At 52.8% G+C, this 12,432-nt stretch carries 12 protein-coding genes; 9 read left to right on the top strand and 3 right to left on the bottom strand.

All coding sequences use genetic code 11. The features are described 5' to 3' along the window. Positions 1 to 49 precede the first annotated feature (49 nt). The 3 genes from HCZ99_RS16165 (at position 50) to HCZ99_RS16155 (ending at position 4,368) form a co-directional block, all read left to right on the top strand. A complete protein-coding gene (locus HCZ99_RS16165; RefSeq protein ID WP_167448056.1) occupies positions 50 to 1,387 on the top strand; it encodes a YeaH/YhbH family protein in 1,338 nt (445 codons plus the stop codon). Beyond that, positions 1,384 to 3,045, top strand: coding sequence for a SpoVR family protein (locus HCZ99_RS16160; protein ID WP_167448055.1), 1,662 nt, complete (start codon positions 1,384 to 1,386; stop codon positions 3,043 to 3,045). Before HCZ99_RS16165 ends, HCZ99_RS16160 begins: the two co-directional genes overlap by 4 nt. Positions 3,046 to 3,321: 276 nt before the next feature. Beyond that, the gene (locus HCZ99_RS16155; RefSeq protein ID WP_167448054.1) at positions 3,322 to 4,368 is read left to right on the top strand and encodes an ABC transporter substrate-binding protein; all 1,047 of its coding nucleotides are present in this window, start codon (positions 3,322 to 3,324) and stop codon (positions 4,366 to 4,368) included. A gap of 94 nt (positions 4,369 to 4,462) precedes the next feature. Here the strand turns inward: HCZ99_RS16155 and HCZ99_RS16150 are convergent, their stop codons facing one another. Then, positions 4,463 to 5,326: a hypothetical protein gene (locus HCZ99_RS16150; RefSeq protein WP_167448053.1), complete on the bottom strand. Its 864-nt coding sequence runs from the start codon at positions 5,324 to 5,326 to the stop codon at positions 4,463 to 4,465. Positions 5,327 to 5,659: 333 nt separating this feature from the next. On the opposite strand from HCZ99_RS16150, the gene HCZ99_RS16145 reads away from it, so the two are divergent. Genes HCZ99_RS16145 through HCZ99_RS16135 form a run of 3 tightly spaced genes read left to right on the top strand, consistent with a single transcriptional unit; the run spans position 5,660 to position 8,475 of the window. Next, positions 5,660 to 6,790 (top strand): zinc ABC transporter substrate-binding protein, encoded by a 1,131-nt coding sequence (locus HCZ99_RS16145; protein WP_167448052.1) that lies wholly within the window; start codon positions 5,660 to 5,662, stop codon positions 6,788 to 6,790. Continuing rightward, positions 6,756 to 7,469, top strand: a complete 714-nt coding sequence (locus HCZ99_RS16140) for a DUF1007 family protein (RefSeq protein WP_167448051.1) — start codon at positions 6,756 to 6,758, stop codon at positions 7,467 to 7,469. The genes HCZ99_RS16145 and HCZ99_RS16140 overlap by 35 nt, the downstream gene beginning before the upstream one ends. Position 7,470: 1 nt before the next feature. Beyond that, on the top strand, positions 7,471 to 8,475 hold the full coding sequence (locus tag HCZ99_RS16135) for a nickel/cobalt transporter (protein WP_254869659.1): 1,005 nt from the start codon (positions 7,471 to 7,473) through the stop codon (positions 8,473 to 8,475). On the opposite strand, the gene HCZ99_RS16130 is transcribed toward HCZ99_RS16135, so the two are convergent. After that, complete coding sequence (locus HCZ99_RS16130) at positions 8,476 to 9,345, bottom strand: LysR family transcriptional regulator (protein WP_167448050.1); 870 nt, start codon at positions 9,343 to 9,345, stop codon at positions 8,476 to 8,478. Positions 9,346 to 9,470: 125 nt separating this feature from the next. Between HCZ99_RS16130 and HCZ99_RS16125 the strand changes: the two genes are divergently transcribed. After that, positions 9,471 to 9,761 (top strand): DUF1127 domain-containing protein, encoded by a 291-nt coding sequence (locus HCZ99_RS16125; protein WP_167448049.1) that lies wholly within the window; start codon positions 9,471 to 9,473, stop codon positions 9,759 to 9,761. 208 nt (positions 9,762 to 9,969) lie between these two features. On the opposite strand, the gene HCZ99_RS16120 is transcribed toward HCZ99_RS16125, so the two are convergent. Continuing rightward, positions 9,970 to 10,839, bottom strand: a complete 870-nt coding sequence (locus tag HCZ99_RS16120; protein WP_167448048.1) for a LysR family transcriptional regulator — start codon at positions 10,837 to 10,839, stop codon at positions 9,970 to 9,972. 150 nt (positions 10,840 to 10,989) lie between these two features. Between HCZ99_RS16120 and HCZ99_RS16115 the strand changes: the two genes are divergently transcribed. Together HCZ99_RS16115 and HCZ99_RS16110 are read left to right on the top strand one after the other, a co-directional pair. Next, positions 10,990 to 11,247, top strand: a complete 258-nt coding sequence (locus HCZ99_RS16115; protein WP_167448047.1) for a hypothetical protein — start codon at positions 10,990 to 10,992, stop codon at positions 11,245 to 11,247. Between the two features lie 485 nt (positions 11,248 to 11,732). Next, positions 11,733 to 12,431, top strand: a complete 699-nt coding sequence (locus tag HCZ99_RS16110; RefSeq protein WP_167448046.1) for a gluconate 2-dehydrogenase subunit 3 family protein — start codon at positions 11,733 to 11,735, stop codon at positions 12,429 to 12,431. Position 12,432: the final 1 nt, after the last annotated feature.

Raw genomic sequence — 12,432 nt, 5'->3', positions numbered from 1 at the left:
CGCACCCCGCCCAACGCCGCGCCTGACCCGTGCAAGGATGTGATTGCCCATGTTCTATATCGTTGATCGCCGCAAGAACCCCACCGGCAAAAGTCTTGGCAACCGCCAACGTTTTATGCGCCGCGCCAAGGCCCAGATTAAAAAGGCCGTCGAAGATTCCATCAAAACCCGTGGCATTACCGATATCAGCAAAGGCGATCAGGTCATCATTCCGGGCAAAACCCTGAAAGAACCTGGGTTTCACCATAACCGACGCGGCGGCAATCGTGACTATGTCCTTCCCGGCAATAAGAAGTTTGTTCAAGGTGACCGGATTGCGCGCCCCAACGAGGATGGCGGCGGTTCTGGCGGCTCAAAGGCAAGCCCGGATGGCAATGGCGAAGATGAATTTCAATTCACCCTGACCCGCGACGAGTTTCTCGACATTTTCTTTGAAGATCTCGAACTGCCCGATCTTTTGAAAAAAAGCCTCAAGCAAACCACCGCCTTTCGCAGTGCGCGTGCGGGCTATTCCGTGCAAGGAAGCCCCGCCAACCTAAGTCTGGTGCGCACCATGCGCAATTCACTGGCCCGGCGTATTGGGTTACGCCGCCCCAAAACTGCTGAAATCCGGGAACTGGAAGATCAAATTACCGCCCTTCAGGCAAAGGCGGAAAAACGCCCATCCGGCAAACTGACCAAACCCGACGAAGAAACCCTGCATCGCCTTTTGGCCGATCTTGAAAATGCCAAAAGCCGTATGAAATCGATCCCGTTCATTGATCCGATTGATACGCGCTATAACCAGTTTCAACAAATTCCCGATCCAAATACGCAGGCCGTAATGTTCTGCCTGATGGATGTGTCGGGATCGATGTCTGAACAAATGAAGGAACTGGGCAAACGGTTCTTCATGTTGTTGCACCTGTTTTTGCACCGGCGCTACGAACATGTCGATGTGGTGTTTATCCGCCATACATCCCGCGCGGCCGAGGTCGATGAAGAAACCTTTTTCTATTCGCGCGAAACCGGCGGCACGATTGTCTCCACCGCGTTAGAAGAAATGAAAAAGGTGCTCAAAGATCGCTATCCCACCGATCAATGGAACATCTATGCCGCGCAGGCATCTGACGGCGACAACTATTCAAATGACGGGGCAAAATGCACCGCCCTTCTCGCCGAAGACCTTCTGCCCAAATGCCAATATTACGCCTATATCGAAATCACGGACGAGCGAGAGGCCGAAATTTTCGCCGCGGCCGAGGGCGAAACCGCCCTGTGGAAATCCTACGCCCCGCTGGCCGCGGTTAATCCCCAGTTTTCGCTTAAACGGGTGACCAAGGCGGCTGATATCTTCCCGGTATTTCGCGAACTCTTTGCCAAAAACCGCGCTGAGGCCAAGACATGAGCAAATCATCAGACATCCAGAACACCAACGATGCCATCAGCGCCAAGGCCAAAAACGCCAAGACCGGCAAGGCGGCAAAGTCCAAGGCGAATGGAAGCAAGGCAGATACCAACACACTGCTGTTTAATGGTGCTGATTGGGATTTTGATACGCTTAAAACCACCTATGACGCGATTGAAGACATCGCGCTAAATGAACTGAAACTGGATGTTTACCCCAATCAGATCGAAGTCATCACATCCGAACAGATGCTTGATGCCTATTCATCGATTGGCATGCCGCTGATGTATCATCACTGGTCGTTTGGCAAACGCTTCGTGCGCGATGATGTGATGTACCGCAAAGGCTATCAGGGGCTGGCCTATGAAATCGTGATCAATTCCAACCCCTGCATTTCTTATGTGATGGAAGAAAACACCATCGTCATGCAGGCCTTGGTGATGGCGCATGCGGCCTTTGGGCATAACCACTTTTTCAAAAACAACTATCTGTTCAAACAATGGACCGACGCAGACGGCATTCTTGATTACCTGCAATTTGCCAAACGCTATATCGCTAAGTGCGAAGACCGCTTTGGCTTTGACGCGGTTGAACGGGTTTTGGATGCGGCCCATGCCCTGATGGATCAGGGGGTAAACCGCTATTCCCATCCGGAAAAACCAAATTTGGCGGCGGAATTGGAACGCGAACGCGAACGCGCGAAATACGAAGACGAAACCTATAACGATCTATGGCGCACCCTGCCCAATGCCGATCCCGATGATCAGGACATGGATGAAATCCAACGCCGATTACGGATCGAAGAACGTCGGGCACAATTTGGCCTGCCCGAAGAAAACCTTTTGTATTTCCTTGAAAAAAACGCACCTGCCCTTCAGGCGTGGGAACGTGAAATCCTGCGCATCGTGCGAAATATCGGGCAATATTTCTATCCGCAAAAACAGACCAAGGTGATGAACGAAGGCTGCGCGTGCTATGTGCATTACGCCATCATGAACAGCCTCTATGACAAGGGGCTGGTCTCCGAAGGGGCTATGATGGAATTCATTGATTCCCATGCCCGCGTGGTGTTTCAGCCGGAATTTGATGATCAACGCTATTCGGGCTTTAATCCCTATGCGCTGGGCTTTGCCATGATGCAGGACATCCACCGCATGTGCATCGATCCAACCGACGAAGACCGCAAATGGTTCCCCGATATTGCCGGTAACAATGAACCGGTCGAAACCCTGAAAGATGCCTGGGCCAATTACCGCGATGAAAGCTTCATCTTGCAGTATCTATCGCCCAAGGTGATGCGCGATATGCGGATGTTCATGATTGATGATCAAATTTCGTCCCCGCATCTGAACGTCGCAGCCATTCATGATGACAATGGCTATCGCCGGGTGCGGCGGTCCTTGGCGCGCATGCATGATATTTCGGTACGCGAACCCGACATGCAAATTGTCGATGTCGATCTGCGCGGCAATCGCCAACTCTATGTCCAACATACCCAGCATGACGGTATCACCTTGGAAAAATCCGATGCGGAAATGACGCTGGGCTATATCGGGCAGTTGTGGGGATATGGCGTAACCATGCAGGCCGTTGATTACGATAGCGGCGAAATCCTGCATGAAATGCACTTCGCGCCCGAGGACATGTCGCAAAGCTAAACCTAAACGAAAAACAACATCTGTATATTTTTCGTTTAGGCTGCGAATTCACCACAGATGGCCGCTGAACGGCAAAATGAGTGGCGTCGCTGCGTATCCGCGGCGCGAAAAAAGCCCCTAATTGTCGCCCCTGACCGCAATCAAAACAACCATTTGGCCTGATGACAGGTCAGCGACATCGCTTTGATTGCAAAAACACATGCTGACACCTTTAACTCCTGCGCGTGCAACGCCACCTATAACTTACGCGTGGGGTGCGTTCGTTCAGGAGCTGTTATGCGACATTACTTTCGCCCGACAATCATTGCGATACTGGCGGGCTGGATGGTGCTTATGGGCCAACTTGTTGGCCAGGGGGCCGCGGCCAAAACACTTAAGGTCGTATTTCCGACCGGTTTGGCCGAACAATTTTCCTATGAATTTAGCGTCATAAAGCTCGCGCTGGCGCACAGCGGCAAGGACATTTCGCTCAAGATCGTTGAAATGGATGGGCTGACGGGCGCGCGCCTGTTTGAAATGGTCAAAGCGGGGGAGTCCGATTTGATCTTTGGCGGCTATAGCCCAGAACGCAATGATCAACTTCTAAAGGTCGATATTCCCATATCGCGCGGCATGCTGGGCCATCGGGTTTTTGTCACCCACCGCGAGAACCTTGCCGCCCTTCGCCATGTCAAAACCGTGGAAGATTTAAAAAGGTTCTGCATCGGATCGGCATCTGACTGGCCCGATGCCGACATCATGGAACAGAACGGCTTTTGTGTTGATCGCGCCCCCCGTAATCAGCTTTGGTCAATGCTAAGCAACAAGCGCTTTCCGCTTTTGACCCGCGCCATTCACGAAGCTTATCGGGAAATGCCAACCTATAAGGAACTCGACCCCAATCTGGTCTTGGTGCCCGACATAAGCCTTGTGTATCGCTACGATACATTTCTGTATGTCAACAAAGACAACACCGCCCTTCACAACGTGCTGACCAAGGGGTTGGAACGGGCCTATGCGTCGGGCGATTTCATGAAGAATTTTAAAAGCGATCCCAGCATGGCGCGCGCGCTTGCCGCGATGGAAAACCTGTCCAAGGAATTTACAATCAACAACCCGATCCTTGATGACGTCACCCAAAATATCGACGCTCGCTATTGGCAAAACCGGGTCGAAGAAGAACCACAAGCCCCACGGTCTTCGTGCCCAGAAGGCCAAAGCAACTGCCCACCAGAAGAAGGGTTTAATCGCCCGCCGGCCGGGGAAGAATCCAAAGACACCGCAGGATGGGACGCATCTGTCGCCATGAAAACGCCAATCCGCACCATCCCGCCATCTCATTGATAACGCGGGCGAAATGACGAAAACCACATTTGTTGATTTTTCATTTCGGGTACGGAATTTATCTATTTAGATTAAAAACCTGACCTTAATTAGATCAATCACCAAACCAAAACATGTCGGCGTTTTTGCGCGTGCGCTGACTTAGGTCGACATTTTCAATATCGATGATGCGCCGGTTCGATGATCGAATATGGGCCATTGCGGCCGACATTTCGGGACTGGATCGGAAGTATTCCATGAAAGCACCGTTATCGAATGCGGTTTGAAATCCCTTCTCGACAATGTCATGGCGCGTCTGGTCGGGCTGACGAACATAATAAAACAAATCATATTTGTAGCGCAGCATAAGTTCCTGCTCGAGCACAAGATCCCGCCCCGCGATCATCGGTGTCTTTTCACTCAAAAGCGCCTCATGCACGGCCAAATGCATCATATCAAATCGGCGTTTTTCCAACATATTGAACAAGGCATTTTGCGGCGCCTCTTCGACACATAATCCGGCCTGCTTTAAGATCGGCGTTTCTTGCCAATTGGCCCCGGACCCGATGCAATAGGATTTGATATCCTCAAGGTTTTGGATATCGGAAAGCTTTGACTGCAAACCGGGCGGAATGATCAACAACCGATACCCCTGAAGCCCGCGCGTCAACGGAAAGTCGACTTGTAGAAACTCCTGCTCCCAAGATCGATTATACCCCGAAAGCGTGATGTTAATTTCGCCCTGCCGCAGCATATCCATCAGGCGCCCTTGGGTCAGAAGGTCGATATACGCCACCTCTAACCGGTGATCCCCCGGGGCGTGGTCAAGCGCAAGCTGCAAGGCGCCAACTTGATATTTGTAAAGGTCTTGCGTGCCCGTCGGCAACGCCATGCGAAATGTTTCAGCATGTAATCCACGCAAACCGCCAGCATTCAGCACAACCACCGCAGCAACAATAAACCCAAGAAAAAGGCGCATTCTGTCATCCAAAGCTCAACCGCACTCAAAGACGCAGAAACACGTCTGACTGTCAGATTGTGTCGCCTTGGAAAAAGATAAGGGGGACGGCGCACATATTCTTACGAATAATCACGCAAACCGCTGCCATTTCGAACCAAACGGTTTCAGCCCTGCCGACATTGGGGCGTAAGCGATCCGTTTACGCGGGCTCCCCCAATCAACAGGCAGAGACCCCGCCAATCGCGCCGCGCGCTCTATTTCCCCCGCCGCGCATTTTCCCCTTGACCGTATGTTACGATATAACATAACACGTATCATGTCTTATATGCTCATCACCAAACGGATCGAATAATGCAAAAACTCCCCTCTGCGCTTCGCCGTCTTCTTATGGCTTCGTCTTTGCTGACCGTGCCTGCTATGGCACAGGCTGCCGATGCCCCCGCCGTTGTCACCTCCATCAAGCCGATCTATGGCCTGACCAGCGCGCTGATGGATGGTGTTGGCGAACCGACCTTGCTGATTGATGGCGCGGCCTCTCCGCATGCTTATTCGCTCCGCCCCAGCGAAGCACGCGCATTGCAAAATGCCGATTTGGTGATTTATGTCTCACATAACCTCGAAGGCTTCCTCGAAAAGCCGCTCGAAACCCTATCGGGCAACAGCCACAAGCTTGAACTGATTGATGCCGATGGCCTTGCCCTGCGCGAGATGCGCGAAGGCGGCAGCTGGGAAGCCCACAGCCACGATCACGGCGGCCACGACCATGGCGATGACCATGATGATGACGACCATGATCACGATGAGCATGACCACGACCACGATCATGATCACGAGCATTCCGATGCCCATCAACACGAAGATCATGACGAACACGCCGATCACGATGATCACGACCATGATGGTGAAGAACATCACGATCATGACCATGACCACGATCACGAACACCATCATGAACATGGCGGCGTTGATCCGCACATCTGGCTGGACCCGGCCAATGGTGCCGTCATCACCAGTGCCATCGCCAATGAGCTGATCGAAATCGATCCAGCACACGCGGAAAAATATCGTGAGAACGAAAAAAAGCTGCTTGCCAGCCTTACCACGCTTCGCAATGATCTCGGCGATCAGCTTGCCCCGGTCCAAGATAAGCCCTATGTGGTCTTCCATGATGCGTATCAGTATCTGGAAGCTGGCTTTGGTCTGAACGGGGTTGGCTCAGTTACGGTATCGCCAGAACAGAAGCCTGGAGCCAAACGCCTTCATGAAATCGAAGACAAAATTCGCGATACAGGTGCCGTCTGTGTCTTCGCCGAGCCGCAATTCCGCCCGGCGATTGTTAAAGCAATTGTCGCAGATACCGGCGCGCATATCGGCACCCTTGATCCGCTGGGCGCAAACATCGCCAAAGGTCCAGACGCCTATCAAGCGATCATTAAGCAAAATGTCGATGCCTTGGCCGACTGCCTCGGGTCCGGCAAGTAACATTTTTCAGACCATCGTTTTTGCTGTGCTGGTCGCGGGCAGTTTGCTTGCGACCAGCACACGCGCATCGGCCCACCCGCATATCTGGATCGATGCCAACGCGGAAATGGTCTTTGAAAAGGACAAGCTGACCGCCATCAAAATGCATTGGATTTTTGATGACCTGTTCAGCATGACGCTGATTGATCAGTTTGATAAAAATTACGATACGCGGTTCTTTGGTGATGAAAACACCAACGTCCATGACAATGCGTTTGTCGCCCTTGGCGATGTGTCCTGGTTGGCCCATTTACGCAAAAACGAAGTCCTGATCCCGTTTACCAAAACACGCGATTTCAAGGCCGACATTACCGATGACCGCCGTGTGACCTATGATTTCACACTGGTTCTCGACGAGCCGCTTGATCCGGTCAAAGACAATATCAGCCTATCGGTCTATGACGCGGAATATTATATCGACGTCGCCTTTGTCCAAGTCGATCCCATCGTGTTTCGCGGCAATAAAACCACCAGCTGTCACTTTGAAATGAGCGAAGATGAAAAAAACCGCATCTATTTCGATCTGGTCGCGCCAATCCGCGCCGACCTTGTCTGCGCCGCGAAACAAGCCCAAAACCAGTCTTCTCTCGGTCCTGATGCTCATGGCCTTAACCCTGATGATATGGTGCGGGTCGACTAATATGGCGTCGGCCCAATCGGCCAACCTTTTGGGCCGGGGCAACAGCGACACGACCGAGGCCACCGCCCCCACCGTATCGTCCGATGACAGCGACAGCCTGATCACGCTTCCGGTGTGGCTTTCCGATATTGTCGGCCAAGTCATCATCATTCAGACCAAGCTGAACCGCGAAATCACCGCAACCCTGCGCGACGCCAAAAATGGCGAAAGCCTATGGCCCGGATTTGTAATTATCGGCCTGTCGTTTCTATATGGCGTCTTTCATGCCGCGGGTCCCGGTCATGGTAAAATGATCACCACCACCTATTTCCTGTCACGCGATGCCGGCTGGAAACAAGGTGTCGCCATGGGCAGCCTGATTGCCGTCGTTCAGGCGGTCTCTGCCATCATCTTGGTCGGCGGGCTGACACTGATCCTTAATCTTGGCCCCGCAGCCGTCACCCAGAACGGCCTAATCATGGAAGCCGTTTCATACGCCCTCATTGCCGGGCTTGGCGCCTTGATGGCCCTTCGCATTTTGCAGGGCCGCGATGATTGCTGCGACCATCACGGACCAAGTGGTCATCATCATGAGCATGAACATGGTCACGATCACGCACATCACCATCATGACCACGATCATCACGATCATCACGATCATCACGATCATCACCACGACCACACCCCAGCCGTTCAATCCAACTGGCAAATGATTTCAACCGGGATTGTTGCAGGATTACGCCCCTGCACCGGGTCGATCCTTGTGCTGCTATTTACCTTGGCCAATGGCATGTTTTTGATCGGCATCGGGGCGGCCTTTGCCATGGCTGTCGGGGTTGCGATCACCGTCAGCCTGATCGGACTGGCCGCCATTGGCGTTCGCACCGGCACCCAGCACATCTTTAACCTGTCAGACACCACATCCGGTTTGCTGCGTCGAACTGTCGGCTTTGCCGGGGCTGGCACGATCACGCTGTTTGGGATCGTCCTTTTGCTGGCATCTGCGCGGCAGTTGGGCTGGTTATAATCACGTTTTGTAGGCGGCGGGGATGCTATCTGTTGCCTTGACCAAGGCATCCATCACCATGCGCACACCGCGCGACCGCCGCATATCAGGATGCACCACCAGCCACACGGGTTTACTGACCTTTGCCAGATTGTCATCGACGACCATTTCCAGTCGGTCGTCTTCATCTGCCATATAGCGCGGCAATAAACCAAGTCCGTGACCCGCGGCGACAAAGGCCTGTACTGTCTGGGTATCATCGGCCCGGATCCGCACTGGAAGTTCCTGATTAAGGGTATCCCAAACCCATCCGCGCTGATGATTGCCAAACGTATTGCGGCCATCCGCACAGAATTCCCAGTTTTCCTTTGGGACGCGCTGGGTATAGCCCTTTGCGGCATAGACCGCATAACTCAACTCGGCCAGCTTTCGCACAATCAGCCCGCTTTGATCGGGATGCACCATGCGCACCGCAACATCCGCCTCGCGCCGGGATAGATTGGCAACAACGCTTGATGCCAATATTTCATATTCAAGGTTCTTTTGATCGCGCAGCAACTCTGCCAAACGCGGGGCAAACAACAATCGCCCTGCACTTGGCGGGACGGCAATCTTAACGACCCCATGTGCGGTTTCGTCCCCGCGTGCCTGACGCTCAAACGCCAAAACGTCCTCTTCGATCCGTTCTGCCATCGGCACCAGGTTTTCACCTGCTTCGGTTAATTTCCAACCGGTTGCCAACCGATCAAACAAATGCGCGCCCAGCACCCCCTCAAGTGCTTCGATGCGCCGCGCAACGGTTGTGTGGTCTTTCCCCAACCGGCGGGCGGCACCCGACAATGTACCTTCCTCGGCAACGGCAACAAAAAATCTAAGGTCATTCCAGTTCATATCGGCCGATCCAAAAGCTGCGCAATTTTGCACAACAATAGCGCATTTTATCTGAATTACATCACATTTATGCGCATGGCAATCTGCGCCCATCCAAACAGCCCAGCCGTTGAAGGAGCCGAAAGATGGCTGTCTTATCCCAAAGAGAATGCCCGTTATCACCGCGTGTTAAGGTCAACACAACCGATCTCACAAGCGATCTTGCCTCCCCTTGCGCCACCACGGTTTTCAAGGATGTTCGCGCGATCATCTCCGTGTTGCTCACATCAATGACCACCGCGATGATCCAGGCTTACAAGCGTCATCAAAGCCGCCGTGCCCTGCACCGCCTTAATGACGATCAACTTCGGGATATTGGTCTCACGCGGCGCGGCAATGACTACCGCCCCAAAGATCACACCTTCACTAGGTTTTAACCTATTCAAAGCGGCCAGCGGTCCGAAACCAATGGCAATCGACACGCTTTGATCAGCGCCCTTTTCACGGTAGGGGTATTGTGAAAAGGGCGCGCGCCTGATGCTGTTGTTTCACAACATCACCGGCAATGCCGCCCTCACGGCATGAAAAAGGCCCGCCTTTACAATAAGGGCGGGCCTTTTTTCCAAGATGATTGGCAATCGGTCATCAGACCTGAAATTCTTCGGCAATATTGTTCGCGGCCTTAACCAAGGCATCCATCACCAAACGCACGCCGGGGGATCGACGCATGTCGGGATGTACGACCATCCATGCGGCTTCACGGCTTTGCCCTTCGACATCGGCATGGATCAGTTCAAGTTCATCATCGTTATCGCCAAGATAACGTGGCAAAACCCCGACCCCATGCCCAGCAGCAATGAATTGTCGTACGGTGTCGGTTTCATCTGCGCGGAAACGACAGGGTAATTCGCGGCCCAAAACGTTGCGCACCCATTCCTTTTTCGATGCACCATACGTGGTGTCTTCATAGCCGCAAAATTCCCAATCCATTTCCGGCACCCGATCGCGATAGCCCACCGCCCCATACAAACCGACCCCAAGATCAACCAGCTTGCGCGCAATCAGGCCCGGTTCGCGGGGCGTAATCAAACGCACGGCAATATCGGCTTCGCGCCGTGCCAAGTTCACCACATTGGCCGCACCGACAATTTCAAATTCGAGTCCCTTATGCGCACGCAACAACCGCGCCAAACGCGGCGCAAACAAAACCCGCCCCGCCACCGGGGGCACGGAAATGCGCACAACCCCGTGGGCAGCCTCGTCACCCTTGGCCTGACGTTCAAAGCTAAGCGCTTCTTCCTCGACCCGCTCGGCCACAGGCACAAGGTGTTTGCCCGCAGTTGTAAGCTGCCAGCCGCGCGGCAACCGGTCAAAAAGCTTGGTTCCAACATCTTCTTCTAGGGCTTCTATTCTGCGCGCGACGGTGGTGTGTTCCTTGCGCAGGCGCCGGGCCGCACCCGAAAGGCTGCCCTCATTCGCCAGAACAAGGAAGTATCTAAGATCATTCCAATTCATACCCGCGCTTTCATCCGGTTTTCTGTCGTTTTCGTCCGATCATTTTTGCACACCAACTATGCAAAACAAACTAGTTCCTGTTTTATTTTGCATATGACATTGTCCGCCCATCAAACAGTTCAATTCACCTTGGGGCATCAGGAGGTCACCATGGCACATCAGATTACTGGAAACGGACAATTCAACGCCGCAACCGACCCGTTCACCAACCGTATGCCCTTTGGTACATTGGTGAGCCACCTTGCGGCATATTTTGAAAATGCCCGTAAGCGCAAAAACCACCGCGACATTATGAGCAACCTTAGCCACGCCGAACTGGCCGATATCGGCCTGCAGCGTAAATTCAATGGCACGACTTGGTATATCGACCGGATCTCGAACGAGCTTCCTGCCAAGCACCATAATTAAAGCGCTTAAGGTCGCCAAACGCGTCCGACCTAAAATGAAAAGAGGCCCGCTTTGGGCCTCTTTTTGTGTGTGCGGGGAAGTTTCTTATCCGCCGACACCCTGAACGGAGTGGATTAATAAAAATGACTCGGCGTCATTAAAATAAAAACACTTCCAAAATTCCCCACCAAAGACATCAATAGACGGATTCAATCAACCGATAGGTTTTTTAAATTTAAAATCATCAATATTTTTCCGCACACGCCGCGAAAATAAGAAATAACTTATGTTCATTGAGAAACTTAATGTTTTCACGCCACATCGCGCTGCAAAAACCTGTTCTAAAACAATAGATGCCACCTAAAGGTCGGCGGCGCGTATCTTGACTATATTACACCAAAAAGCGTTAAAAATACCCAGACTGATAAGGACATCCTCGCAGAAGGCCCGTGCACCGCGCATCGGGAAACCTTTTCGTCCATGAAAAAAAAAGTAGAGAGCCCCTCATGAGTGATGCAAATTTCAAGCTAAACCGGCGCAGGTTCCTGCAAGCCGGGGCAGCAGGAACAATGCTGTCAGCAGGCTATGCTTCTGGCGCATTTGCCAAAACAGCAACGCCTGCGCTTAGCGAATTCACACCAGAATTTTTCACAGCCGATGAATGGAAATTCATCATGGCTGCGACCGACCGTCTGATCCCCGCAGACGGCGAAGGCCCGGGTGCATTGGATGCCCGCGTCCCGGTCTTTATCGATGGTCAGATGGCTGGTCCGTTTGGCCACGCTGCCGATTGGTACATGGAAGGCCCGCACGATCCGAACGCGCCGGCACAGCTTGGCTATCAGTCACCGCTGACCCCGGCCGAAGTATACCGTGCTGCCATCGCCGAGCTGAACGCTTGGTGTAACGACAAACATGGTTCGATCTTTGCCGAACTTGATAAAGCCACCAAGGACAGCGTTTTGACCGCCCTTGAAAAAGGCGAGATCAAGCTGGAATCGACCAAAGGTGCCAACTTCTTTAGCCTGCTTTTGCAGAACACCAAAGAAGGCTATTTCGCCGATCCGATGTATGGCGGCAACCACGACATGGTTGCTTGGAAATACATTGGTTTCCCTGGCGCACGTGCGAGTTTCCGCGAATGGGTTGGCGTTGAAAAACCCTATCCGTTGGGACCTGTCGATATTTCCGGGAAAAGAGGCTAAT

The organism is Thalassospira lucentensis (assembly GCF_011806425.1).
GTDB lineage: Bacteria > Pseudomonadota > Alphaproteobacteria > Rhodospirillales > Thalassospiraceae > Thalassospira > Thalassospira lucentensis_B.
This window is presented reverse-complemented; position numbering and strand designations above follow the sequence as displayed.

Coding starts and splice junctions, on each gene's coding strand:
- HCZ99_RS16165 (WP_167448056.1), top strand. CDS start 50: ATGTTCTATATCGTTGATCGCCGCAAGAACCCCACCGGCAAAAGTCTT.
- HCZ99_RS16160 (WP_167448055.1), top strand. CDS start 1,384: ATGAGCAAATCATCAGACATCCAGAACACCAACGATGCCATCAGCGCC.
- HCZ99_RS16155 (WP_167448054.1), top strand. CDS start 3,322: ATGCGACATTACTTTCGCCCGACAATCATTGCGATACTGGCGGGCTGG.
- HCZ99_RS16150 (WP_167448053.1), bottom strand. CDS start 5,326: ATGCGCCTTTTTCTTGGGTTTATTGTTGCTGCGGTGGTTGTGCTGAAT.
- HCZ99_RS16145 (WP_167448052.1), top strand. CDS start 5,660: ATGCAAAAACTCCCCTCTGCGCTTCGCCGTCTTCTTATGGCTTCGTCT.
- HCZ99_RS16140 (WP_167448051.1), top strand. CDS start 6,756: ATGCCTTGGCCGACTGCCTCGGGTCCGGCAAGTAACATTTTTCAGACC.
- HCZ99_RS16135 (WP_254869659.1), top strand. CDS start 7,471: ATGGCGTCGGCCCAATCGGCCAACCTTTTGGGCCGGGGCAACAGCGAC.
- HCZ99_RS16130 (WP_167448050.1), bottom strand. CDS start 9,345: ATGAACTGGAATGACCTTAGATTTTTTGTTGCCGTTGCCGAGGAAGGT.
- HCZ99_RS16125 (WP_167448049.1), top strand. CDS start 9,471: ATGGCTGTCTTATCCCAAAGAGAATGCCCGTTATCACCGCGTGTTAAG.
- HCZ99_RS16120 (WP_167448048.1), bottom strand. CDS start 10,839: ATGAATTGGAATGATCTTAGATACTTCCTTGTTCTGGCGAATGAGGGC.
- HCZ99_RS16115 (WP_167448047.1), top strand. CDS start 10,990: ATGGCACATCAGATTACTGGAAACGGACAATTCAACGCCGCAACCGAC.
- HCZ99_RS16110 (WP_167448046.1), top strand. CDS start 11,733: ATGAGTGATGCAAATTTCAAGCTAAACCGGCGCAGGTTCCTGCAAGCC.